The 23632-nt window shown below is 63.9% G+C and carries 28 protein-coding genes; 14 read left to right on the top strand and 14 right to left on the bottom strand.

The window, feature by feature from the left end; genetic code table 11:
• The first annotated feature begins 69 nt into the window (after nt 1-69).
• Complete coding sequence (locus J2Y55_RS16155) at nt 70-726, top strand: methyltransferase domain-containing protein (RefSeq protein ID WP_310155197.1); 657 nt, start codon at nt 70-72, stop codon at nt 724-726.
• 177 nt (nt 727-903) lie between these two features.
• Here J2Y55_RS16155 and J2Y55_RS16150 read toward each other — a convergent pair whose 3' ends face one another.
• Nucleotides 904-1557 carry a hydrolase gene (locus J2Y55_RS16150; protein WP_310155194.1) on the bottom strand — a complete coding sequence of 218 codons (654 nt, stop codon included), beginning with the start codon at nt 1555-1557 and terminating at the stop codon, nt 904-906.
• A gap of 152 nt (nt 1558-1709) precedes the next feature.
• Between J2Y55_RS16150 and J2Y55_RS16145 the strand changes: the two genes are divergently transcribed.
• Nucleotides 1710-2603: a LysR family transcriptional regulator gene (locus J2Y55_RS16145; protein ID WP_310155191.1), complete on the top strand. Its 894-nt coding sequence runs from the start codon at nt 1710-1712 to the stop codon at nt 2601-2603.
• A gap of 82 nt (nt 2604-2685) precedes the next feature.
• Here the strand turns inward: J2Y55_RS16145 and J2Y55_RS16140 are convergent, their stop codons facing one another.
• Together J2Y55_RS16140 and J2Y55_RS16135 are read right to left on the bottom strand one after the other, a co-directional pair.
• Nucleotides 2686-3468: an SDR family oxidoreductase gene (locus tag J2Y55_RS16140; RefSeq protein WP_310155188.1), complete on the bottom strand. Its 783-nt coding sequence runs from the start codon at nt 3466-3468 to the stop codon at nt 2686-2688.
• The gene (locus J2Y55_RS16135) at nt 3465-3791 is read right to left on the bottom strand and encodes a nuclear transport factor 2-like protein (protein WP_310155185.1); all 327 of its coding nucleotides are present in this window, start codon (nt 3789-3791) and stop codon (nt 3465-3467) included. The genes J2Y55_RS16140 and J2Y55_RS16135 overlap by 4 nt, the downstream gene beginning before the upstream one ends.
• Before the next feature lie 79 nt (nt 3792-3870).
• Between J2Y55_RS16135 and J2Y55_RS16130 the strand changes: the two genes are divergently transcribed.
• A complete protein-coding gene (locus J2Y55_RS16130) occupies nt 3871-4281 on the top strand; it encodes a winged helix-turn-helix transcriptional regulator (RefSeq protein WP_310155183.1) in 411 nt (136 codons plus the stop codon).
• A gap of 141 nt (nt 4282-4422) precedes the next feature.
• Here J2Y55_RS16130 and J2Y55_RS16125 read toward each other — a convergent pair whose 3' ends face one another.
• The 3 genes from J2Y55_RS16125 to J2Y55_RS16115 all read right to left on the bottom strand — a co-directional run bounded on the left by J2Y55_RS16125 (nt 4423) and on the right by J2Y55_RS16115 (nt 7127).
• Nucleotides 4423-4953, bottom strand: coding sequence for a dihydrofolate reductase family protein (locus J2Y55_RS16125; RefSeq protein WP_310155179.1), 531 nt, complete (start codon nt 4951-4953; stop codon nt 4423-4425).
• A 389-nt stretch (nt 4954-5342) separates the two neighbouring features.
• The gene (locus J2Y55_RS16120) at nt 5343-6092 is read right to left on the bottom strand and encodes an SDR family oxidoreductase (RefSeq protein ID WP_310155176.1); all 750 of its coding nucleotides are present in this window, start codon (nt 6090-6092) and stop codon (nt 5343-5345) included.
• 120 nt (nt 6093-6212) lie between these two features.
• Nucleotides 6213-7127, bottom strand: coding sequence for an AraC family transcriptional regulator (locus J2Y55_RS16115; protein WP_310155332.1), 915 nt, complete (start codon nt 7125-7127; stop codon nt 6213-6215).
• A gap of 190 nt (nt 7128-7317) precedes the next feature.
• On the opposite strand from J2Y55_RS16115, the gene J2Y55_RS16110 reads away from it, so the two are divergent.
• From J2Y55_RS16110 to J2Y55_RS16100, 3 genes are read left to right on the top strand one after another with little or no spacing between them, the layout of a single operon-like run.
• Nucleotides 7318-7551, top strand: a complete 234-nt coding sequence (locus J2Y55_RS16110) for a type II toxin-antitoxin system Phd/YefM family antitoxin (protein WP_310155173.1) — start codon at nt 7318-7320, stop codon at nt 7549-7551.
• A complete protein-coding gene (locus J2Y55_RS16105; RefSeq protein ID WP_310155170.1) occupies nt 7548-7928 on the top strand; it encodes a type II toxin-antitoxin system VapC family toxin in 381 nt (126 codons plus the stop codon). The genes J2Y55_RS16110 and J2Y55_RS16105 overlap by 4 nt, the downstream gene beginning before the upstream one ends.
• On the top strand, nt 7925-8392 hold the full coding sequence (locus tag J2Y55_RS16100; protein ID WP_404978936.1) for an alpha/beta fold hydrolase: 468 nt from the start codon (nt 7925-7927) through the stop codon (nt 8390-8392). The genes J2Y55_RS16105 and J2Y55_RS16100 overlap by 4 nt, the downstream gene beginning before the upstream one ends.
• A 47-nt stretch (nt 8393-8439) precedes the next feature.
• Here the strand turns inward: J2Y55_RS16100 and J2Y55_RS16095 are convergent, their stop codons facing one another.
• Both J2Y55_RS16095 and J2Y55_RS16090 read right to left on the bottom strand, forming a co-directional pair.
• On the bottom strand, nt 8440-9006 hold the full coding sequence (locus J2Y55_RS16095; RefSeq protein WP_310155167.1) for a hypothetical protein: 567 nt from the start codon (nt 9004-9006) through the stop codon (nt 8440-8442).
• A gap of 36 nt (nt 9007-9042) precedes the next feature.
• Nucleotides 9043-9342: a hypothetical protein gene (locus tag J2Y55_RS16090; protein WP_310155164.1), complete on the bottom strand. Its 300-nt coding sequence runs from the start codon at nt 9340-9342 to the stop codon at nt 9043-9045.
• A gap of 155 nt (nt 9343-9497) precedes the next feature.
• On the opposite strand from J2Y55_RS16090, the gene J2Y55_RS16085 reads away from it, so the two are divergent.
• Nucleotides 9498-10001: a YciE/YciF ferroxidase family protein gene (locus J2Y55_RS16085; RefSeq protein ID WP_310155160.1), complete on the top strand. Its 504-nt coding sequence runs from the start codon at nt 9498-9500 to the stop codon at nt 9999-10001.
• 46 nt (nt 10002-10047) lie between these two features.
• Here the strand turns inward: J2Y55_RS16085 and J2Y55_RS16080 are convergent, their stop codons facing one another.
• Complete coding sequence (locus J2Y55_RS16080) at nt 10048-10236, bottom strand: hypothetical protein (protein ID WP_310155158.1); 189 nt, start codon at nt 10234-10236, stop codon at nt 10048-10050.
• A gap of 57 nt (nt 10237-10293) precedes the next feature.
• Here J2Y55_RS16080 and J2Y55_RS16075 point away from each other — a divergent pair, with 57 nt between their 5' ends.
• From J2Y55_RS16075 to J2Y55_RS16065, 3 genes are all read left to right on the top strand, one after another.
• Complete coding sequence (locus J2Y55_RS16075) at nt 10294-12384, top strand: catalase (RefSeq protein WP_310155154.1); 2091 nt, start codon at nt 10294-10296, stop codon at nt 12382-12384.
• A 77-nt stretch (nt 12385-12461) separates the two neighbouring features.
• Nucleotides 12462-12854, top strand: a complete 393-nt coding sequence (locus J2Y55_RS16070; protein WP_310155151.1) for a CopG family transcriptional regulator — start codon at nt 12462-12464, stop codon at nt 12852-12854.
• Nucleotides 12855-12871: 17 nt separating this feature from the next.
• Nucleotides 12872-13978, top strand: a complete 1107-nt coding sequence (locus J2Y55_RS16065) for an extracellular catalytic domain type 1 short-chain-length polyhydroxyalkanoate depolymerase (protein WP_310155148.1) — start codon at nt 12872-12874, stop codon at nt 13976-13978.
• Between the two features lie 226 nt (nt 13979-14204).
• On the opposite strand, the gene J2Y55_RS16060 is transcribed toward J2Y55_RS16065, so the two are convergent.
• From J2Y55_RS16060 to J2Y55_RS16050, 3 genes are all read right to left on the bottom strand, one after another.
• On the bottom strand, nt 14205-14867 hold the full coding sequence (locus J2Y55_RS16060) for an extensin-like domain-containing protein (protein WP_310155146.1): 663 nt from the start codon (nt 14865-14867) through the stop codon (nt 14205-14207).
• 145 nt (nt 14868-15012) lie between these two features.
• Nucleotides 15013-15996, bottom strand: a complete 984-nt coding sequence (locus J2Y55_RS16055; RefSeq protein WP_310155143.1) for a L,D-transpeptidase — start codon at nt 15994-15996, stop codon at nt 15013-15015.
• A gap of 100 nt (nt 15997-16096) precedes the next feature.
• The gene (locus J2Y55_RS16050) at nt 16097-17182 is read right to left on the bottom strand and encodes a hypothetical protein (RefSeq protein ID WP_310155140.1); all 1086 of its coding nucleotides are present in this window, start codon (nt 17180-17182) and stop codon (nt 16097-16099) included.
• Between the two features lie 408 nt (nt 17183-17590).
• On the opposite strand from J2Y55_RS16050, the gene J2Y55_RS16045 reads away from it, so the two are divergent.
• From J2Y55_RS16045 to J2Y55_RS16030, 4 genes are all read left to right on the top strand, one after another.
• The gene (locus tag J2Y55_RS16045) at nt 17591-17896 is read left to right on the top strand and encodes a hypothetical protein (protein ID WP_310155136.1); all 306 of its coding nucleotides are present in this window, start codon (nt 17591-17593) and stop codon (nt 17894-17896) included.
• Nucleotides 17896-18792: a non-homologous end joining protein Ku gene (gene ku / locus J2Y55_RS16040; RefSeq protein WP_310155134.1), complete on the top strand. Its 897-nt coding sequence runs from the start codon at nt 17896-17898 to the stop codon at nt 18790-18792. The genes J2Y55_RS16045 and ku overlap by 1 nt, the downstream gene beginning before the upstream one ends.
• An 18-nt stretch (nt 18793-18810) precedes the next feature.
• On the top strand, nt 18811-21399 hold the full coding sequence (ligD, locus tag J2Y55_RS16035; protein ID WP_310155131.1) for a DNA ligase D: 2589 nt from the start codon (nt 18811-18813) through the stop codon (nt 21397-21399).
• Between the two features lie 113 nt (nt 21400-21512).
• Nucleotides 21513-22535 carry a DNA topoisomerase IB gene (locus J2Y55_RS16030; RefSeq protein WP_310155128.1) on the top strand — a complete coding sequence of 341 codons (1023 nt, stop codon included), beginning with the start codon at nt 21513-21515 and terminating at the stop codon, nt 22533-22535.
• A 162-nt stretch (nt 22536-22697) separates the two neighbouring features.
• On the opposite strand, the gene J2Y55_RS16025 is transcribed toward J2Y55_RS16030, so the two are convergent.
• A complete protein-coding gene (locus J2Y55_RS16025; RefSeq protein ID WP_310155126.1) occupies nt 22698-23081 on the bottom strand; it encodes a DUF1330 domain-containing protein in 384 nt (127 codons plus the stop codon).
• Nucleotides 23082-23174: 93 nt separating this feature from the next.
• Nucleotides 23175-23570 carry a putative quinol monooxygenase gene (locus J2Y55_RS16020; protein ID WP_310155124.1) on the bottom strand — a complete coding sequence of 132 codons (396 nt, stop codon included), beginning with the start codon at nt 23568-23570 and terminating at the stop codon, nt 23175-23177.
• Nucleotides 23571-23632: the final 62 nt, after the last annotated feature.

Here is a 23632-nt window from a genome sequence, read left to right as displayed (position 1 = left end):
GGCCCCCCGGGCCTGCTGCAAGGGCGGGAAGCACCCACGGCCTGACCGTCCCCGCCACTTATGCGATGCTTGAAGAGCGGCCGTTCGGGCGCCAAGGTAGCTTGCCACGGAGGGAGCATGACCGGTCGCGCCGAAGATGCCGTGATCGCGGTTTACCAGCGCCATGGCTGCGCCTGGGCCAGGCTGCGCGGTGACCGCCTGGCCGAGGGTTCATGGCTCGATCGTTTCTGCGACCAGCTTCCCACTGGGGCTGGAGTGCTCGACATTGGCTGCGGCTCCGGCCTGCCGATTGCCCGCGAGCTGATCCGACGCGGCTTTGAGGTGACCGGGCTCGACGGCACACCGGCGATGCTCGCGCTGTTTCAGCGCAACCTGCCGGGCGCCCCGGCGCATCTGGCGGATATGCGCGAGCTTGCCTTGGGCCGGCGTTTCGCAGGCTTGCTTGCCTGGGACAGCTTTTTTTACCTCTCACCCAAGGACCAGCGCGCCATGTTCCCGCGTTTCCAGGCTCATGCCGCAGCGGGCGCCGCGCTGATGTTCACCAGCGGGCCTGCCGAAGGTCAGGCGATTGGTGAATTGGAGGGCGATCCGCTCTACCATGGCAGCCTCGGCCCGGACGAATATCGCGTGTTGCTGGACGCCGCCGGCTTTGCCGTTGTCGATCACGCCGTGGAAGACCCGAGCTGCGGTCGTCGAACCGTCTGGCTGGCGCGCCAGCGCGGGTGATGGAATCGGCGGCTCCGTCCTGCGACGGGCTGAAAGCCGCGGGAGTGCGGACCACCAGACCCGGCCGCGTGCATTACGGCATGGACGGTCTTCCTATTGAGAGGGGATGAAGAGGCTCGCTAGGCAATCCGCCTTTTCGCAACGCGCCGTTCGAGAATCTCCGCATCCCCGCCTAGATCAGCCCGCGGTGCTCGGCACCGGCGTGTTGAGCAACTGCTGCTCCCACAGATACGCGATGCCGCTGCCAGCGGCGTGCTGCTTGAGCACTTCCGTCAGCTCGCCGGCGTGCTCGGTGCGCGCCCAGTCGCGCTGCCATTCGGCCGCCAGCGCCAGCCAGGTCATCATGTTCGCGCCGGCCGCAATCATGCGCTGGATGGCGACCTCATGCGCTTCGACCGACGTGCCGCCCGAGGCGTCCGTGATGACCGTGACATCCCAGCCTTCGCCCAGCGCCTGGATCACCGGCATCGCGACGCAGATCTCGGTCCATAGGCCGGCGATGATGAGCTGCTTGCGGTCGGTCGCCTTGACCGCGTCCACGACCTTCCTGTCTTCCCAGGTGTTGATCAACGTCCGGTCGATGACCTCGTGGCCGGGAAACACGTCGGTGATCTGGGGGAAGATGAGGCCGCCCCGCTCGGCAATGACGCTCGTCAGGATGGTGGGGACGCCGAATGCCTTGGCGGCCTTCGCCAGCGCCGTCGAATTGTTGACCACCGCATGCGGGTCGTGGCTGTTGAGGTTGGCAAGCTGGTAGGGCTGGTGGTCGATGAGGACGAGTACCGAGTCTTCGGGGCGAAGAAGCGAAGCAAGTCCGTTACGAAAGGTCATTATTACATCCTTGCTGCCGCCCATGAGCGGCATTGGCTTTGCTGTAGACATGCGCCAGCGGCGACATTGCCTGGAACCAGCATTGCCGTTCCTATTTGAGATGCGCTAGCGCCGTTTTATGCCGAGCTGTGTCGCGGAAAGGGGAACGCCAAATGGACATCGAGGAATTGCAGACCTTCGTGGAAGTGGCTGATGCCGGAGGAGTGTCGCCCGCTGCGCTCCGGCTCGGCGTCTCCAAGTCAATCGTCAGTCGGCGGCTCTTCCGGCTTGAAGCGGAACTTGGTGTCCAGCTTCTCGCTCGGACCACCCGGGGCGCCGCTCTCACGGAAGCAGGGGCCACGTTCCGAGATTATGCAGCCAGAGTCTGCGCCGAGATCGACGTGGCCAGGGAAACGATCCTGCCCGCCGGTGAGCTTCGCGGCCGCTTGCGCGTTGCCGTGCCGCTTTCTTTCGGCCAGACGCACTTTGCTCCCATTCTCGCGGAAATGGCGCGCCGCCACCCCGAGCTCCACATCCACACCTGCTACAGTGATCGCTTCGTCGATCTCATCACAGAGGGTTATGATTGTGCGATCCGGGTTGGCTATCTTCAGGATTCAAACCTGATCGCAAGACGCGTCGGACCAATCCATGGGAAGTTCGTCGCAAGCCCGGACTACATCAAGGCGCATGGGTCGCCCGAGACGCCGGAGGAGCTCCTCACCCATGAGGCTCTCATGCAGGGCACCGAAGCTTGGCAACTCATGGAAGGCGACAAGATCATCACGGTTCGTCCGCAGGGGCGCTTCAAGGCCGACAACGGCATTGCTCTGGTCGCCGCCGCGGCAGCAGGGTTAGGCATCGCCTACCTGCCGGATTGCCTGACCCATGAACATATCGCTTCGGGTGCGCTCATGCCGGTCATGACGCGTCATCCACCACCTCCGGCCGGTGCCTATGTCATCCGCCCGCCAGGTCAGCATCCCGCACGGAAGATACGGGTCCTCACCGAACTGCTGATCGAGTATTGCGAACCGGCTCCGCACCTCGCGGGCGTCGATCGCTAAAGCACGAACGGCGCATTTCGCCCGCCGGCTCCGCCGATGACACGCCATGACGGATCACCGATCGAGCCCCTCCGCCCTGGGTTCAGGCTGTCGGCACGGTTCCGCCGTCGATGACATACTCCGTGCCGGTGATGGCGCCGGCGCGCGGCGAGACAAGGAATGCGATGAGGTCGCCAACCTCGGATGGACGTGCCGGCCGGCCGAGGGGAATACCACCCAGCCCTTGCATGACGATGGCCTTGCCGCCTTCGTAATCCGTGCCGGCCTCAGTCGCCAGCCGCTCGACAAAAGTAGCCGCAGCCTCCGTCTCGACCCAGCCGGGCGAGACACGAACCACGCGAACGCCTTTCGGCGTGACCTCCTTGGAGAGGCTTTTGCTATAGGTGGAGAGCGCTGCCTTGGCTGCTGCGTAAGCGGTGGTCGATTGCGGCAGCGGCAATTGATGCTGGATCGACGTCACATGGATGATGACGCCCGATCCCTGAGCGATCATCGACGGCAGCAGCGCGCGGTCGATCCGGACCGCCGACATCAGGTTGAGGTTCAGCTCCCGTTCCCAGATCGCGTCGTCGATGACCGCGAAGCCACCGGGCGGCGCAGCTGATCCGCCGACGACATTGACGATGATATCGACACCGCCGAGCTGGTCGAGGACGCTGGCCGCGACATGCGCGCACCCCTCGGCCGTGTTGAGATCGGCGGCGATATAGGAGATGCCCGAGGCGGATGTTTCGGGGACGGCACGCGCGGTCGTCACGATCCGAACCCCGGCTTTCCCGAGCACATCGACGACAGCCGCACCGACGCCTTTGGTGCCGCCCGTCACCAGGGCACGGCGTCCCTTCAAACCGAGATCGAAGCTCATAGCCCGATCTCCAGGCTGGCGATCTTGTCGGCCTCGAGGACGAAGCTGTAGCGCAGATCGACCGGACTGCCGGGGAAATTTCCAGTCACCCGGCTGGTGACGATAGCCCGGCCCTCCTCCTGCTCGATGGCGAAGGGCTCGCTGACATAAGTGTATTTGGTGGAGGCTTGCGTCTTCCAGCGGCGGATCGCCTCGCGGCCAGCATAGGTCTTTCCCTCATCCTTCACGACGCCGGCCTCGGTGAAACAATCGGCGACGCCGGTGCGCTGCGTGCGGTCGGCGGCGAAATAGGCGGCGATGGGTTTTGGCAAGGAGATGGACATGGGTTTTCCTCTTCGTGGCAATCGGCGCCATCGCGGCGACGGTGTTGCATCCCGGAAGAGTTCGCCCTAACCTGACGAAATGACAAGAACCGACGAAAAAGTAAGGTACTCACCTGAAAGTAAGCCCAGCCCTGTGGTCTATACGCGCGAAACGGCGGCCGAGGGCGTCGAGCAGGCGCTGAAGCTGCTCGAAGGGCGCTGGAAGCTGACCATTCTCTTCCATCTGTTCGGGGGACGGGTTCAGCGCTTCTCGGAGCTCGAACGGGCGATCCCGGCGGTATCGCAGAAGATGCTGATCCAGCAGCTTCGACAGATGGAGCAGGACGGCATCGTTCGTCGCATCGTCCATCATCGGGTGCCGCCGAAGGTCGAGTATGCGCTGACCGACTGGGGGCAAGCCCTGTGCCCTGCACTCGACGCGCTGTTGACCTGGGCTGGTCAACGCCCCGCAACCGCTGAAGCGCCTGGGGACGATACCGGCGAGCCGTGATGCCGGGAGCGTCGATCGGCTTTCCACGAAGCGTCGCGGATTGCGGCCGCACCATCCATGCAGAGGCAAGTCATACGGCATGAGAGCGCCGTCGCCGATCCCCAAAGCGGCCACTTCAGTTCCGTCGGCTAATCGCCCCGACTATGCTGGCACGTATGTCAACCTGACCACGCTCTCGCCGATACGATCGCTTGCCACGAGGCGCAGGGGCGGCCGTGGGCCGGCGAAGAACGGCTTGCCGCCGCCGAGCACAAAGGGATGCATGTACAATTGATACTCGTCGACGAGGCCTAGATCCGTCAGGCTTCTCGCCAACGCTGGTCCGGAGACTTCAATCACCCCATCGCGTTGAGCTTTCAGCCGGCGTATCGCCGCCTCGACCTCATCCTCGACAAGAGTGGCGTTCGGGCCGACCGACTTCATCGAGCGCGACACGACCCATTTGGGTTGGCTACGCCACGCCACCGCATAGTCACGCCGCGCCTCGTCCCACTCGGGGCGATCTTCGTCCCAATACCGCATCGTCTCGTACATGCGGCGACCGTACACACTGCCGGCCAGGCCACGCACATCATCGATGAAATGACGAAAAAGCGTAGGATCGGGCGCAAACGCCATGTGGTCGACGTAACCGTCCAGCGACTGGTTCAATGCAAAGACGAGCTTCGCCATACGGAATCTGCTCCTCGCCGCTTCCCCCGGATCCGGGCCGAAGGTACGCGGACCTGAAGCGGGCCACAATCTGGCTACCCGCTCGCCGCCATAGCCAATATGAGAAGTACTTTCCGGCCCACCGCGCACAAAACAGGCTATCGCCTCGTCATCTTTCACCGTTGAACTATGAATTACATGGAAGGACCATGGAGGGCTATGGAGTAGACGCAATTCTCCGTTTCTTCGTTCTCCGCCCGCCATCTTTGCCAAACTAGGCGGTTTGGCGAATGACTTGCCGGCGATTGCCGCCGATTTCCCGCCATGGCGCGATCATCCCCTGCGGCGTCGGCCAAGCGGCCGACGCCCATCGTTCCATGCTCCGCCATAGCTTCGAACGCAGGCGAACCTCAGCCGCGGCGGGCTTCATGGAGGGCGACCGCATCGGCCCCGGCCGGAAAATGAAGCTGGCCGGTGGTATCGTGGATGGCAGCCCAGACAGCCTCGGCGACATCGGTCTCCTTCGTCGTCAGCGCAGGTTTGGCGAAGGCTTCGAAGATGGGTGCCGCGAAACCGGCATAGGCCGGCGGAATCAGGTCCTCGACGCGGATGTCGGTGTTCTCGGCGAAACGCGTGGTTGGCGCATATCCCGGCTCCACCAGCTTCACGCGAACGTCGAAATGCCCGAGTTCATGGGCGAGCGAGCCGGTGAACCCTTCTATGGCCTGCTTGCTGGCGGTATAGGCCGCCGCCAGCGGCATCGCCGCGAGTGTGACGCTTGATGTCACGTTGACGATGACGCCGGATCGACGCTCGCGCATCAGCGGGATGAGCGCCTGGCACATCGCCATGACGCCGAAGGTGTTGGTGTCGAACACCTTGCGGATATGGGAGAGCGGCGTGGCTTCGAACGCGCCGACGACGCCGATGCCCGCATTGTTGACGAGCGCATCAATCGGGCCCGCGGCCGCGACCATTGCCGCGATGCTCTCCTGGCTTGTTACATCGAGCGGCAGGATGCGCAGGTTCTGCGAATGCGGCAGGGCGCCCGCCTCGGGCCGCCGCATGGTGGCGATGACACGCCAGCCCTTGGACAGGAAATGACGCGCGGTCTCAAGGCCATAGCCCGATGACGTGCCGGTGATCAGGATCGTTTGCATGGGAACCTCCATCTGTTTCTGAAGGGGTCCTTGTAAGCTCAGGCGAACGGACGAGACATAATTCAAAGTCCAGTATTATTTTCCAATCGTCCAGCTTCACTCGGCCCGGCCCGAGCGGCCCTAAGCGGGATCGGCGACGGCGCCGATCCGGGCGAACTTTCCGGGCGGGCAGCCCAGCCGCTTGCGGAATGCCGTGCTGAAGGCGCTCGCGGATTCATAGCCGATCTCGTCGGCGATCCTGTCGAGCGTCTTGGCGCCGCGCATCAGCGCGTCTTTGGCGAGCGCCATCCGCCAGCGGGCGAGATATTCGATCGGCCCGCAGCCCAGCACCGCGCCGAAGCGCGCGGCGAAGGCCGAGCGGGACTGCCCGGCAACCTTCGCCAGGGCGGCAACCGTCCAACCGGCCCGAACATCGGCGTGCATGGCACCGAGGACGCGGGCGAGAGCGGGATCGCGCATCCCCTTGAGGAGGCCGGCCTGGGCGTCATCAGGCGCCATGCCGCGCCAGCGAAGGGCTTCGACAAGCAGGACTTCGAGCATACGCTGGAGGATCATCTCCCTACCCGGCTCGCTGCCGGCGCATTCTTCCGCGATCAGTTCGATCACCCGGCCCAGCCGTGCCGAGCGCGGCTCCGAGGCCGGGATGTGGATCATGCGCGGGAGAAGCGCCAGCAGCAGCGGCGCGTTCACCGGTTCGATACGAAAGGTGCCCCCCAGCGATTCGAAATCCGCCTCGCCCTCCTGCTCGCCGTGGCGGACGGGCGCGTGCATGGGATCGCGTGGTTCGCAGGCGACCTCCGGATGGCTGCTCAAGGTGAAGGCCGGCGTGGAGGGAAGGAGAAGGAACGCACCTTCCTGCAACCGCAAGGGCTCTTGCCCCGCGAGGCAAATCCAGCATTCGCCCTTCAGAATGATGGTGAAGCCGGGTGCGTCATGCGCCGCATAGCGGACACCCCAGTGGCCCCGCCCGGTAATCGGCTTGGAGATCGCCGTGTTCGGCCGGAGCAGGGCTATGACATCGCTGAGAGGGTCCACACGGGACGATCCATAATAAAAATCGGATAGTATTGATATGCAGTCTTGAATCACTCGTCCAGCGCATCGGGGGAAACGCGATCTCGCCGTGGCTGCCGATATCGGCAAGGCTGCCGCCGCCCCAGCTGAACGGCATGGCTCGTGCTTAGCTCGGGCCCCTTTAGCTATGTTCCTAGCTAAGGAGATGCCGATGGCCGAGTTCTCGGTTCACGATGCCAAAACCAACCTGTCCAAACTGATCGGGGACGCGCTTGAGGGCGCAGATGTGGTCATTGCCCGTGGCAGCGTGCCGGTTTTGCGCCTGGTGCCAGTCGCGCCACGCGGCAAGCGGCGCTTTGGCGCGCTCAAAGGAAAGATCGCCGTCGATGCGCGCTTTGACGAGCCGCTGCCCGAGACTGAACTCGGGGGTTGGAATCTCACGTGAGGCTGCTGCTCGATACCCGTGCTCTGATCTGGTGGCTTGCGGGTGATGAGGCGCTGAGCCGCCCTCCCCGCGAGGCTATCGGGGACGAGGTCAACAGCATCGCCGTCAGCGCCGCCTCGGCCATGGAGATCGCCACCAAATTCCGGATCGGCAAGCTCCCCGACGCGGCGCTGCTCGCGCAGGACTTCAAGGCGATCATCGCCGATCAGGGCTTTGCTGAACTGGCGATCACCGTCCACCATGCCCGACTGGCTGGTGAGATGAACATTGCGCGTAAGGACCCGTTCGACCGTTTGCTCATTGCCCAGGCTCAATCCGAGGACATGGTGCCGATTTCCAACGCGCCATCCACGACCCGCGGACAGTCCATGGCATGATCGAGGACTATCGGGCGGGCCTCGGCATCGACCGCCTGCATGACGAAGAGGATCGCCGCCAAGGCAAGGTCTTGCAATGTCCGATGTTGAGCCTCTGGTCGCTGCGCGACGATCTGGAGGCGCTATACGGTGATGTCCTGGCGGTCTGGAGGCCCTGGGCGCCGGACCTGCGCGGCCATGGCATCGATAGCGGGCATCACATGGCCGAGGAGGCGCCCGAGGTGCTGGCTGCGGAGTTGCTCCGTTTCATCAACGCCGACACGCCAGCATCAACGTGCAAGGGGTCGTCGCGCGCATCGAGTCGTAGCGTATCGAGAGGCGTGGCTTTGCCCGCCGAACGGAAATGGCCTCCAGCGATGAAGCTGGAGGCCATCTGCATACTTGGCATCACAAGAGAGGAAAGCCGCCGTGGAGCAATGTCCGATCGAGTTGGATCGTTCGATTGCTCCAGCTCTTTGTTTTGATGCGTTTTCTTAACGCGAACCGGAGTCCGCCTCGCTTGAAAACGCTTCTAGTCGACCGGGAGTTTGGGCCGGTTCAGGTCGTCCGCCACGCGGCTGTTCGGCACGGTCTTCTCGTCGAAGCGTGTCCAGCCTTCCTCGCGGTATTGGGCTATGCGGGCCTCCCGATTGATCGGTGCGGCGCCGTCCATGATCGCCTCCACGGTCGCGCGGTGCTCATCCGACGCCTTCACGGATACGACGGAGCCACCGCGTCGGACTGTCTCGGCATAGTAGTGAGAATCCTCCTCGCTGGCTCCGGCGCTGATGAAGGAGCCAACCAGGCCGCCAGCGGCCGCACCTGCAACGGCACCGACCGCTGTTGCGGCAAGCCATCCAGCAGCGACCACGGGGCCGATGCCCGGAATGGCCAGCATGCCGATGCCGGCGAGCAGCCCGGCTGCTCCGCCGACGCCCGCGCCGATGCCGGCGCCCTCGGCGGAATTGCTGGTCTTGGCCTGCTCGTCGCGGCCGATGATGCTGATATCGTTGCCAGAGATGCCGGCGCCTTCGAGGTTCTCTACGACGGTGACGGCGGTCTCGTAGCTATCGTAGGAACGTGTGATCGTGCTGGTCATGTGTTTTTCCTGAATTCGTGACATGTGCGGTACAGATCACTGCCCAACGATGTTGCCGCGATAGTCGACGGAGACGGTGACCTTGGCGCCGGCCTTCATGGCCGAGCCTTTCCAGACGCCGTTATCGTCCTTCTTCAGTCCGGTGACGTTCGAATATCCATTGGCTTCAAGCCGGCTCGTCGCCTGCCCTTCGGTGAAGCTATTGGCACCGGGTAGGGGCGCGTTTTTGTCCGCATCTGCCTTAGGGGAAGGAAGCGGAGACGTCGTCGCGGTTTGAGCCAAAGCACCAAAAGACAAAACCGAAGCGAACACAGTAGTTATAATCAGGTTTTTCATCTTGAATTCTCCGGGAATCTGCAGATTTACTGCCGTTCACCGGTACAAACGTGCGGAGCTACGATGTGGTTCCGGAAATAAATAAGCCTGTGGAGCGGAACTCGCGACAGTCTCGGTTGGTTTGGCCTGCAAGCCCCCCTCAACGGAGACAAGTCATGGTCACGACCCCAAAACCACTCGACGAGCTGTTCCACGACATGCTCAAGGACGTCTATTACGCCGAGAAGCAGATTCTTAAGGCGCTGCCCAAAATGGCAAAAGCGGCAAAGGCGCCGGAGCTCAGGAAGGCTTTCGAGACCCACAGGACCGAAACCGAAGGCCAGGTTGAACGCCTGAGCGAGGTCTTCGAGATCATAGGCAAGGCACCGCGCGCCAAGACTTGCGACGCCATTCTGGGCATCCTCGAAGAAGGCAAGGCCGTGATGGAGGACTATGCCGACAGCCCGGCGCTCGATGCGGGTCTCGTCGCTTCAGCCCAGGCGGTCGAGCACTACGAGATGGCGCGCTACGGCACGCTCAAGGCCTGGGCGATGCAGCTTGGCCACAAGGATGCAGTCCGGCTCCTCGACGAGACCCTCGCGGAGGAAACCAAGACGGACAAGGCTCTCACGCAGCTCGGCGGCCCCGCCAATTCGGCAGCCGTCGCAAAAGCGGCCTAAGCCAGATTGGCATCGATCAGACCCCCGGCACACGCTGCCGGGGTTCTCAGCGGTTTTCGAAGACAGTTCGATGATCGACTTCACCATCACAGCCCAGCACGATCCTCGCGGCTGCGGCCGCCCAGGCTTTCCGGTTTGAGGCGGCCTGTCGATCGCCGCAGGCTGATGCTGTCAAAACAGTTGACGCCAGCGGCGGAACGGCAGGCGCGGCGAAACGTTCCAGTTCCACACGCATGTTGAGCGAGATCGCGCCGCGGTCATCGCATATGTGCACATTGCGGCGAGCAGGCTCATGACCACATCAAAAGGACGCGGAGCGCCGAAAGCCGGTTTCGGCAATGGCGGCGAAATCCATCAAACGGCGGTGGCTCCCGATGCGCGGATCACGACCAATCACGGGGTGCCCGTCAGCGACAACCAGAACTCGCTGAAGGCAGGCAGGCGCGGCCCGACATTGCTGGAAGATTTCGTGCTGCGCGAAAAGATCCAGCACTTCGATCATGAGCGCATCCCGGAACGGATCGTCCACGCCCGCGGCTCGGCAGCGCATGGCTATTTCGAGCTGACGGAATCCCTGTCGGACTTCACAAGCGCCAAGATCCTGACCGAAGTCGGCGCGAAAACCGAGCTCTTCACCCGCTTCTCGACGGTCGCGGGCGGCGCGGGTTCCGTCGATACGCCGCGCGACGTTCGCGGCTTTGCCGTGAAATTCTATACCAAGGAAGGCAATTGGGATCTGGTCGGCAACAACATCCCGGTGTTCTTCATCCAGGACGCCATCAAGTTTCCCGATCTCATTCACGCCGTGAAGATGGAAGCCGATCGCGGCTATCCGCAAGCGGCCAGCGCGCATGACACCTTCTGGGACTTCATCGGGCTCATGCCGGAAGCGACCCATATGATCATGTGGGCGATGTCGGACCGCACCATTCCGCGCTCCCTGCGCATGATGGAGGGGTTCGGCGTCAACACTTTCCGGCTGCTGAACGACAAGGACGAAGCAACGCTCGTCAAGTTCCACTGGCGTCCCAAGCTCGGCACCCAATCGACCTGCTGGGACGAGGCGGTGAAGATCGCCGGCGCCGATCCGGACTATCACCGCCGTGACCTGCATGAAGCGATCGCCGCCGGCAATTTTCCGGAATGGGAATTCGGTGTCCAGCTTCTGAGCCAGAAGCAGGCGGACGCGCTCCCCTTCGACATCCTCGACGCAACGAAGCTGATTCCCGAGGAGCTGGTGCCGATCCGGTTCATCGGCCGCATGGTCCTGAACCGGAACCCCGACAACTTCTTCGCCGAGACCGAGCAGGTCGCCTTCCTGCCGACCAACATGCCGCCAGGCATCGACGTGTCGGAAGACCCGCTCCTGCAGGGGCGCCTGTTCTCCTATCAGGACACGCAGCTCTCACGGCTGGGTACGGTGAATTTCCACCAGATCCCGATCAACAAGGCCAAGGGTTGTCCATTTCAGAACCAGCAGCGCGATGGCCAAATGCAGACGCAGGTCTTCACAGGGCGGGCCAATTACGAGCCCAACAGCCTGGGCGAGGCTGGCGAGGATAGCGGCCCGCACGAGGACCCCAAGGGCGGCTTCCGGACATTCGCCCTGCCGATGGAAGAGACCAAGATCCGCTTGCGCTCCGAGAGCTTCGCGGATCACTACTCGCAGGCGCGGCTGTTCTTTCAATCTCAGACGGACATCGAAAGAGCTCATATCGCCAGCGCCTTCGTCTTTGAGCTGTCGAAGGTGGTGATCGAGCACGTTCGCCTGCAGATTCTCGCCAATCTGCGGAACGTCGACGAGGCACTCGCCAAGCGCGTCGCGGACGGCATGAACCTGGACCTGCCCAAGGCCTCGGCTCCGGCGGTTCAGCCGAAGGCCATGAAAGCCTCCCCTGCGCTGCGCATCGTCGGCAAATATCCCGGCACGCTCAAGGGGCGCGCAGTTGGCATCCTGGTTTCCGATGGCGCCGATGGGGCCTTGATCGACGCGGTCAGGACAGCTGTCGAAGGCGAAGGCGGAACCATCAAGATCGTCGCCCCCAAGATCGGTGGCGTGACCTTGAAAGGGGGCGCCAGACTGAAGGCCGATGGTCAATTGGCCGGCACGCCGTCGGTGCTATTCGACGCCGTCGCCATCGTCCTGTCCGAAACGGGATGCGAAGCCTTGCTGACCGAGGCTGCCGCAATCGATTTCGTCAGGGATGCCTTCGGCCATCTCAAGGCGATCGGCTTCAGCCCTGAGGCGAAGCCTCTGCTCGACAAGTCCGGCGTCGTGGTGGATGCCGGCGTCGTGACGCTCGGGGCCAAGGCCGACGCCTTCATGAAACCCGCCCGTACCCGGCAATGGGGCCGTGAACCAGACGTTCGCTCCTTGGCGTAGGACGTGGTGGATCGATGCCTTGATATCCGCGCGCCGACATCCATATACCATCCATATGGATGGTATATGGATGGATCATGAAGACCCCCGACAGCGAAAAGCTGACCCTGAATCTGGGTTTCGTCGACCTTGGCCGTATCGACCTCCTGGTCAGGGATGGCTTTTACTCGAACCGCTCGGATTTCATTCGCACGGCGATCCGCAACCAGCTTTCGACGCATTCCGAGGTTGCGGAGAAAGCAACGACGCGGCTGGCTCTCGAACTTGGACTGCGAACGTTCACCCGGCAGGATCTGGAGGCGGCAATCGCCGCCGGCGAACGACTTGAGATCCGGGTTCTAGGCCTGGCGATCATCGCAAACGACGTCTCTCCCAAGCTTGCAAGAGACGCCATCGCCTCCCTGACGGTTCTCGGCGCGCTGCACGCTGCTCCCGAGATCAAGGCCGCTTTGGCCGACCGCCTGACATGACACAAAGGACATTCTCCATGAACCCGCGCTTTCACGCCGCTATCGGCGAAGCCATGAGCCGCCTCCGAACGGCCGATGTGGCCGGCGCAACCGCTGCACTGCAGCGCGCGCTCTCCGGCGAGGCCCCGGAAGGGCGACGACGCGCGGAGGACAGCAGGGCAAGCTCGGTCGGGTTCAAGGCTCCTCTCCCGCGCCGGCTTGGTGATGTCCTGCGAACGCTTAGCAACGAGCGAGGTCAGTTCAAGCATCCCGCAGCGGAGACCAAGCGCGGTCCTGATGCCTCAGATGACGACGAGCGCTTTTGCCAACGCAGCTTTCAAGCTGCGGCCGGATCGGTGACCTACAAGCTTTACATACCAGCGGGCCATGCCGAGCGGGAGCTGGCGCTGGTCATGATGCTGCATGGCTGCACGCAGGACCCCGACGATTTTGCAAGAGGGACGCGGATGAACGCGCTAGCCGACGAATTCGGCCTGATCGTCGCCTATCCCCACCAGCCGCGATCGGCCAATGCGCAAGGCTGCTGGCATTGGTTCGATACGCGCCATCAGAGGCGTGGTTCAGGCGAGCCTGCGGTTCTGGCGGGTCTGGCCCTGGAATTGGCCGCCGACTTCAAGATCGATCGAAAACGAATTTTCGTTGCAGGCCTGTCGGCGGGCGGAGCCATGGCGGACGTGCTGTCGGCGACCTATCCCGACGTCTTTTCCGCGGCGGGCATCCATTCCGGCCTGCCGCATGGGATAGCCAGCGATGTCATGTCGGCCTTCGCCGCGATGAAGGGCACCTCCAAAGGGGTCCATCCGACGCGAGAAACGGATGGCAGAAAGATCATCTTCCACGGCGACGCCGATGTCACCGTCAACCCGTCAAATGGCAAGATGGTGTTCGACCGAGCGCAGTCTCGCCACGGCAAGCTGCCGGAGGTCTTGACCGATGGCATGGTCAACGGCAGGCGCGTCACCCGGATGGTGCGCGGCCCGGCAACCGGTCCCGCGACCGCCGAGTATTGGATCGTTCATGGCAGTGGCCACGCTTGGTCGGGCGGCGACAACCGGGGGAGCTTTGCAGACGCAACAGGCCCCGATGCCTCGCGTGAGATGATCCGATTTTTCCTCCAAAGTTGAGGGAGAGATCGGGGGCATGCAAAGGGCGGGCGGAGCGCGTCTCAAAGGCTGATCCGAACCGATGTCGCATATCGGACCTGTCCCGCCGAGGGGATGAAGGTCGCGTGCCGGCCCGAGCATCACCGCCGGCATCAGCCCTACCGTGAGCGCGGCCCTGCGTTATCCAATCCTCGCAGACCAAGGCGGCTTCCGCGAAGCGGCGAGCATGCTGGTCAGGCGCGCTCGCTTACTCGACCGTCCATTGGCAGATCCGAAAGTCGCGTGAGCGCTTCCGCATGTCGAGGTGGAGGTGATCTTTATGGGCGCTGTCTGATCCCGGCCCGAGCACGGTCGTAAATCTTGCGCAGGCGCTCTTGCTGATCGCGCCGCGCATCGACAGCGTCGCCGCGTCGCGGCCAGCCAGCGGGATGATGCGCCCGTCCTGCATTTTCAACGCGCTGACATCCAGCGCGTTGCCGCTGGCATGCTCGCTGATCGGAGCGCCCGCGACACCGTTGCGTGGACGACAGGCATGTCCGCCGACACCGGCCAGAGTGGCGAGCTTGGCGTTCTCGCCTGCGGCTATCTCCGAGAGGTCGTCGCGAATCCATGCCAGGACTTCGAGCGCAAACGAGCAGCGGACCGTGATCGCGCTGTCCAGCTCGACCTTGGATCCGTCCGGCCTGTCGATACGCTCGAATGTGACCGGATCGTCGATACCGCAGTCGCCGGAGCTGCTGGCCGGTACCGGGGGGAGTGCAATGCCACCGCGCTCCTTGAACGTCCCGACGCAGGCCGATGGGCCCGGTGGTTTCTCCGGAGGCTGCGCCTGCGAGGGCGTGGAGGCGGCCTTCGCCGTCGGATCAGGGGCGAACTCGGCCGGGCGCCGCGGCGGCAGGGGCATGATCATCAAGGTTTGTGTCGGGCGCGCTGATCGTTTCACCCCAACGGCACGATCCGGAGCGGCCGGCGCAGACGAGGCCGGTACAAGACTCATGAGCAAGGCGACCGAGATTGCGACGACCTGCCAATATCGGCTCTGGACACACACGCACTCAGTCCACGAAGCGCACCGGCACGCCCGGCCTCACCAGGTCGGCGAGTTCCTCCGCATCCCAGTTCGTCAGCCTCACACAGCCATGCGACGTCGTCTTGCTGACCTGCGAGGGTTCGGGGGTGCCGTGGATTCCGTAAGTCGGCTTGGACAGCGCAATCCAGATCGTGCCGACTGGGCCATTGGGGCCGGGTGGCAGCACGAGGGTCTCGGTGTTCTTGCCCTGCTGGAAGTTCTTTTCGGGATCGTAGGTGTAGTTGGGATTCCTTGCCACCCTCTCGACCGTGTATTCGCCCGTAGGAGATGGGGTGTTCTCGCTGCCGATGGTGGCCGGATAGCTCGCCAGAACCTTGTCGTCCGCGCCGAAGACGACAACCATTCCAGTGCTCTTGACCGCGTCGATCCGCCGGGCGCTGCCCTTCTCGAGCGAGCGTTGGGCCGAGACCACGAAGAGACTCTCGCCTGTCGCCGAGAAATCCGCGCCGGGATTGAGTGCCCTCAGAAGCTTCTCGCTCATGTGGAAGCGCTCTCCCAGCATCTCCTCAGGGCTGGTGTAGGAGAGGCGCTTCATCTTGGCCTGCTTGGCATAGTCGCGCGGTATGGCGTCGGCGAAGTCGTACGCTGTATCCTTTTCCGAGAGCCTGTATTCGGACACGACATCCTTGGCGCTGTCCCCACCAAGGCCGAGCCAGGTGGGCTCATCGATCTCATCGCCTCCGCCAATGTTCGCCTGACGCCGGAACTGCGCGACGGCCTTGCGAAAGTTCTCACCGTCGCCACCGTCGATGACACCTGGCGATATGCTGCGACGACTGAGCAGCACCTGAGCCTTGACGATGAACGGATCCGGCCCGGCCTCCGACTGGCGCTGCCGGTCGGAGAACGTCACCTGGTTAATCTGATCAGCAGTGAGTGCGAGAACGGAGTTTGTTCCCAGACCCAGAACCACCGCCAGCATCGCCGTGCCGAGTTTAACGCGTCTCATAGAAGCCCCCTTGAGCCAACCGCCTCGATCCACCTGAAACGCGCCTGGACTGGGGACGTGCCGAGCAAGGCTCGCGAAAGCCTCGCCCGGCGGGACCCGTTCAACGCCGGCCGAACAAGGCGCTGAGATCCATTTCTTCGTCGCGATGCTTTCCGCCCAGCTGGGCAGCCAGCCAGGCCGCGGCAGCGCCAAGCATCAATACAGCCGCGGTCAGGAAGGCCGTGATGACTGCCGTCTTGCGCGCGCGCTCGGCGGCCTGCTTGGCAGCTTCCTTGGCCTGTTGGAGCTTGGCGAAGGCATCATCGACGCGCTTCTGGGCCTCGGGCTGCGGGATGTTCATCCGGGCAGCGACGCGCGTGGCGATGTAGTCGCGATCCGCCTGTTCGAGCTTTCCGGAACTCAGCCCAGCCAAGAGAATCCGCGATGCTTCCTCACGCTCGCCCGCGGTCGGGGGCGTCGTTCCCGTGGATCTCATGACAGAATCCAGTGCCGAGCCCAACGGGTCGGCCTGCTGGCTGATCAGGGCGGCGGCTCCCCCGGATGCCGCGGCTGCGCCAGTGACGGCTGTCTTGGCTGCACCCAATAGCGACGAGCTTGCTATCATCGTGACCAGGAGCGCGCCGGCAGCCCAGACGACGAGGCCATGGGCGCCGTCCCGGACATGGCGTTCATGGTCGCTGGCATCGCTGGCCGGGCGGCGCATGCGGCCCGCGAGATAGCCGCCGGCATAACATGCCGACACCGTGATCCAGATAGCCCAGAGGCCACCGGCGATGGTGAGGGCAATCACGCTGGAGGAGCGCGCCGTATCGGCCGAGACCATCGATAAGCCCAGTGCCGAACCGAAAGCGGCCATGACCGTGGTGATGGCTGCTGAAAGAACCGCGCCACCGAAAATGGCGCTCCATTCGAGATAGGAGCCGTCCGAACCGCTCTTGGCGGTCGCTGGGGAGACGACGACGACGTCAGTTGTGCCCATCGACATGATGCCGCCCCTTACCGCAAGCCGAGGAAAGAAAGGATTGCCAACACGACCACGATAAGCCCGACGAGATAAATGATGCCGTCCATGATGCCCTCCCGTTGCATCGTCACTCATGTGACGTCTGTAGAACGAGATCGCTGGTGACATGGTTCCACTAGGAACCGAGATGAATGGAACCCTCGGGAAGATCGAGGCGTTCATCAGGCATCAAACGGGAGGTCCAATCATGGGACGCGGCATACTACTCTGGATGTTGGGAGTTCCCCTACCGATCATTATTCTCCTGGCCTTGTTTCGCTAAGTAAGCGACGAGGCCGGCTAGTCAGGCACCCAAGCAAGCCCCCTGACGGATCTGAGATGCCGTCACGCCTCTGGCGAGTGAAGACTTGTGGCAGCTGAAGACTTGACGACTGAAGACCAAGCCGGCGCCCCCGATTTTATAGCGGCCTGACTTGGTGGTCCGTCCGCTCGACACAACAGCTTCCGGCGCCGAAGGCATTCGCATCAACCATGCGGTGGCGGTTTGCCGCTCGCCTGGGAACACCCCCGTGCGTGGCACGTTGAAGGCGTGAGCTTGGGTAAGGGTGAGGCCTCTTCGGGAGTGGCGTTATGCATCTGACGGCGAAGGACAGATTGATCGCGGCCTTGGCTGCCCAGCTTCGCGCCGAACGTGAGACGCGCGAGGCGCTAGCCTTCGTCATCTCCAACGGCCAACTGGACGGCGCCGTGCTCAGCGCCATTCTGACGGACCCGGTTCCGGTGTTCACGCAGGACGATCTCAATCGCGCCGAGGCTCTGTCCCGGCAGGATCTCTCTGGGAAGGATCTATCCCGGCAAGATCTGTCCCGGCAAGATCTGTCCCGGAAGGCTGCGTCCCGGCGTGGCGGCAAGCCCTCACGGCGGGAGGCGGCATAATGGCTCCGCGTCCCGCCTGGAAAGGCTATCTCAAGCTCTCGCTGGTATCCTGCGCCGTCGAATTGACGGGTGCGACCGACCATAGCGAGAAGGTCTCCTTCCGCATCCTGAACCGCAAGACAGGCAACACCGTCCGCCGGCAATATATCGACAGCGTCACCGGCAAGCCGGTGCCCGATGACGATGAGGTCAAGGGCTATGAGATCGGCGACGATGAGTATCTGCTGGTCGAGGAGGATGAGATCGACGCGGTTCAGATCGAATCCTCGCACACTCTGGCGATCGAGCATTTCGTCGATCGCGACGATATTCCGCAGATCTATTTCGACACGCCCTATTACGTCACCCCGTCGGACAACGCCTCGGAAGAGGCCTTTGCGGTGATCCGCGAGGCGATGGCGCGGCAAGACAAGGCAGGGATCGCGCGCATCGTGCTGTATCGCCGCGAGCGCCCGGTGATGATCGAGCCCTTCGACAAGGGCCTGCTGCTGACGACGCTGCGCTACGACAAGACGGTGCGCAAGCCCGACGAGGTCTTTGCCGGCCTCGCCAAGGCCAAGTTGGATCCGGAGCTGATCGAACTGGCCACCCACATCATCGACAAGAAACAGGCGGCATTCGACCCCTCCACTTTCGAGGACGAATATGAGGCGGCGCTGCTGGAGCTGATCCAGGCCAAGCAGAAGGGCAAGACGCCGCCGGTGGTGCAGGCGGCCGAGCGGCCGGCCAATGTCGTCAACCTGTTCGACGCGCTCAAGCAGAGCCTCGCCGGGGACAGCGGAGCCAAAACATCGACATCGACTCCTGCATCGAAAACTCCGGCAGTGGGAAAAGCGGCCAACCGAAAATCCGCCGCCAAACCCCGCAAGACCGCCAAATCCCAAAAAAGCGCCTGATCGGCGGAGGCCTGAGCCATGGCCAGTCTCGAGCTTTATCGCGCCAAGCGGAATTTTTCACGCACCGGGGAGCCGAAAGGCGCAGCGGCGCGCAATAAGGCGATAAGCCGGGGCGGCGCCTTCGTCATTCACAAACACGCGGCACGCCGCCTGCACTACGACCTCAGGCTCGAACATGACGGCGTGCTCTGGTCCTGGGCGGTGACGCGCGGCCCCAGTCTCGACCCCGACGACAAGCGCCTCGCCGTGCATGTCGAGGACCACCCAATCGAATATGGCGCCTTCGAGGGAACCATCCCCGAGGGCCAATATGGCGCCGGCTCGGTCATCATCTGGGACGAAGGCCAGTGGCTTCCTGAGGGCGACCCCGCCTTCGGCATGAGCAAGGGCCATCTCGCCTTCACGCTGGAAGGGCATAAGCTCGCCGGTCAATGGCATCTGGTGCGGCTGAAACCCCGGCGCGGCGAAAAGCGCGACAACTGGCTCCTGATCAAGGTCAGGGACGAATTCGCCAGGGATGATGAGGACATCCTCGAAATCGCGCCGCTTTCGGTGAAATCCGGGCGAAGCATCGAGGAGATCGGCGCGGACGGCACGAAGCTCTGGCCAAAGACGAAGCGGCCCGGGGCAGGCGCAGGCACGGTGGCGGGTACGAAACGGCGCGCGGCCAAGAGAACGACCAAAGCTGACGTGGCGCTTGCGCCTTTCGTCGCGCCCTGCCTTGCGACCCTGCAGGACAAGCCACCCGTCGGGGACAACTGGCTGCACGAGGTCAAGTTCGACGGCTACCGGCTGCAGGCGCGGATCGAGGCCGGCCAAGTGGGCAAGGCCGGCAAGGTGAGATTGTCGACCCGCTCGGGGCTCGACTGGACGGAGCGCTTCGGCGCAACTCTGGTGGACGCCCTCGCGAAGCTGCCTTGCGAAACCGCATTGATCGACGGCGAGGTCGTGGCCCTGGGCGAGACCGGCATTTCGTCTTTCTCGGCGCTGCAGGAGGCGCTCTCCGAAGGACGCACCGGCGCTCTCGTCTTCTTCGCCTTCGATCTGCTGCATCTCGACGGCGAGGATCTGCGGGCCGAGCCGCTGCTGGCGCGCAAGGAGCAGCTCGAAGCCCTGCTCCAGGCCGCCGCAGCCGATGGCCCGCTGCGCTACAGCGAGCATTTCGTCGAGCCCGGCCAGACCATGTTGCGCCATGCCTGCCGCATGGGACTGGAGGGCGTCGTCTCCAAACGGGTCGACGCGCCCTATCGCAGCGGCCGCGGGCGCGACTGGATCAAATCGAAATGCACCCAGCGCCAGGAATTCGTCATCGCCGGCTATGTGCCGTCCAAGGGTTCGGGGCGTGAGCTCGGCTCGCTCGTGCTCGGCTATCAAGCCGATGGCGCATTGCAGCCGGCGGGACGCGTTGGGACCGGCTTCACCCGCAAATCCGCCGCCGCACTCAAGCGCAGGCTCGATGCGATAAAAACCGAAAACCCGCCCTTCGCGGGAGCCACCGGGCGTGACCGCGAGGTGGTCTGGGTCAAGCCCGAATTCGTCGCCGAAATCGAGTTTCGCGCCTGGACCGCCTCGAAGACGCTGCGGCATGCCTCTTTCCTCGGCCTGCGGGAGGACAAGCCCGCCGCCGAGGTCGTCGCGGAAATGCCGGCTTCGTCCAGGACGGGCTCAAAGGCTCCGGCCTCCAAAGCTCCGGTCTCGAAGGCCAAGCCTATGTCGACGAAGCCCATCTCGACAAAACCCGGAGCGGCGCCGGCGCGCGCCGAGACCACGGTCAGGCTCAGCAACCCCGACAAGCCGCTCTGGCCCGATATCGGGCTCACCAAGCAGGACCTGCTCGACTATTACGCGACCGTCTGGCCGTTGATGCGGCCCTTCGTCGTCGACCGGCCTCTCAGCCTGTTGCGCGCTCCCAACGGCATCGCCGGCCATGCCTTCTTCCAGAAGCACGCCGGCCCCGGCCTGAACAAGGCGGTCGCGACACGGAAGGACAGGGATGGCGAGGAGCTGCTGTATATCCGCGATTTTGACGGGCTGGCTGCGCTGGTCCAGCTCGGCACGGTCGAAATCCATGTCTGGGGCGCGACGATCGACGCGATCGAAACCCCCGACCAGGTCATCTTCGATCTTGATCCCGATGAAAGCGTGCCGCTCGAGCGCGTGCGCGAAGCCGCGCTCAGCATCCGCGAACAGCTCGGCGAGTTGGGTTTCACGAGCTTCCTGAAGACCTCCGGAGGCAAGGGCTTCCATGTCGTCATTCCCCTGAAGCCCAAGGCCGACTGGACCGAGGTCAAGGGTTTCGCCCGTGATTTCGCCAAGGCGATGGAGCAGGCGGATCCCAAGCGCTATACCGCGACCCTGTCTAAGAAGGCCCGCAAGGGGCGGATCTTCATCGACTACCTGCGCAATGCGCGCGGTGCCACCGCGATCGCGCCCTATTCGACACGCGCCCGCCCAGGCGCTCCGGTGGCGATGCCGATCGGCTGGGAGGCGCTCGCCAGCAGCGAGCCGAACGGCGCGAGGGCAGCCGACATCGCCGCCGGGCAAGCCCTGAGCGGCACGGTCTGGAGCGGATTCTGGCAACCCGCCCGCGGACTCAAGCGCGCCTAGGGCGCGTTCGAGCGAATGGAACATCGGCTCGCGTGAACACGTTTTAAAACAAAGAGTTGGAGACGCTTCCTATCAAATTGAATCGGAAGCCTCTTGAGGTGGATGAGGCGATCATGGCGGGTCAGCAACAGCCGGGTGCAAAGTTGCGCAGGGTCGCGGCGGACGAGCTGACGATCCGTCGCCTGCGGCGCGGCACGGGTTTCAGCTATCGCGATGCTGCGGGGTGCGCGATCCGCGATGCCGACGCGCTCGACCGCATTCGCTCGCTCGCGATCCCGCCCGCTTACGAGGATGTCCGCATTGCTGCCGATCCGCGCGCCCATCTGCAGGCTATCGGCAGGGACGAGGCCGGGCGCCTGCAGCATCGCTATCATCCCGCCTGGGAGCGGCTGCGCGAGCGCCGCAAAGCCAAGCGGCTGCTTGGCATCCTTGCTGCGCTGCCGAAGCTGCGCGCGAGCGTGGCGCGCGATCTGGGGCAGCGCCGGCTCGGGCGCGACAAGGCGCTGGCCTGCGCGGTCGCCATCATCGACCGGTGTCATATCCGGGTCGGCAACGAGGCTTACGCCACGGCCAATGGCAGCTTTGGCGCCGCGACCTTGCTCAAGCGGCATGTCGCGCTGACCGGGCGACGGGTCGCGCTGGCGTTTCGCGGCAAGAGCGGGGTGCGGATCGCATGCGCCTTGGAGGATGCGCCCCTGGCGCGCGCGCTCGCACGCATCATGGCTTTGCCGGGGCGCCGGCTACTGCAATATCACGGCGAGGATAGCACGGTCGCGCCAATCCGCGCCGGCGAGGTCAACGCCTATCTGCGCCGTATTTCGGGTTTTCCGGTCAGCAGCAAGGATCTGCGCATGCTGGCCGCCAATGCTGCCGCGGCGGAGTTTCTGCTCGCGAGCGGGAACGGAGCCGTGCCCGGCGACCGGAAGCGCGAGCTTGCCCTGGTCATGCGCAAGGTCTCGGAGCAACTCGCCAACACGCCGGCGGTGGTGCGCAAGAGCTATGTCCACGAGATCGTCGTAGACGCCTATGCGAGCGGCCGGCTCAAGACCTGTTACGACGGCGCGCGCGGCCGCGCCGGCTGTTCGCGCGCGGAGTGGGCGCTGGCCCGGCTGGCCGCCGAGGCCGCAGCGCGATAGCACAATCCCGAAGACTGGCCGGCAGCGCCGGCGGCTGTGCTCAGAGAGCGTTTGAGATTCACTCGGCCCTCATCCTGAGCAGCCATTCCGGCGCTTTGAGCCTGCATCGGCATGTCATGAGCCTGCGCCCTTGAGCAGGCGGTGCGCGACGCGTGAACGGCGTCAACCGCCCGAGCCTTCGATGATGAAGGTACGCGACCGGCCGGAGTTCTGGCGGATGGGCCTCAGCGCACGATAGGCGGGAGAATCATACCAGGCCTGCGCTTTTTCCATGCTGTCGAAGGCGATGACGACGAGGCGGCCTTTCGACGGCTCGCCCTCCAGGTTGGCTGTTCGCCCGCCGCGCACGATGAAGCGGCCACCGAACGGCTCGAAGGTCGATGCCACTTGCGCGCTATAGGGCTTGATGCCCTCCGGATCGGTCAGTTCGAAATCCGCCATGTAGAAGGCCGGCAGCGGCGCTCTCGCGCCCGTCTGCGCATGAAGCGCAGCCGCACCGGAGATCGCCGCCGTCACGGCGACGGACAATACGAGAGGGGTCTTCATTGCTTGCTCCTGAGCTGCATCATCGCGCCTCGAACGGCGGGACATCGCGCTGCCATGGGCCGGCGGGTTCGGGCCACAAAGGCAGGTGCCGGTTCATCTCGATTTCGCGCTCAACTGGACCGGAATGGTCTCGATCAGCTTGCGCGCCGTGATCATCGTCGGGGTCACGGCGACGTATTTCTTGAAGTGCGGCGATTCGAGATGTGATCTGTAGGCCTCGTCGCTGGCGTAGATTTCGAAGAACCGCAGCCGCGCCGGGTTGTCCTTTTCGGCCACCGAATAGATCGCCAGCACACCCGGTTCGAGCCGAACGGCATCCGCCATCTCCTCCCTGACGGCCGCTTTGTAGTCGTCCAGCCTGGCGGGATCGATATCGAGCTCGGCGATCCGCACGACGACGCCATTCGGCATGTCCTGAGCGGAGGCATGACCGCCGATCAGGGCGCCGATGCTGATCGCAGCCGCCATCGACACATCTTTGATGCTCATCATCGCCTCCTCGGCAGGATAGTCGGTCGCATCGATCTCAGACGGGCCCGCCGGCATAAGCC

The organism is Allobosea sp. BE125, from assembly GCF_031456075.1.
GTDB lineage: Bacteria > Pseudomonadota > Alphaproteobacteria > Rhizobiales > Beijerinckiaceae > Allobosea.
The sequence above is the reverse complement of the archived record's forward strand: the minus strand, read 5'-3'. Positions and strand labels throughout refer to the sequence as shown.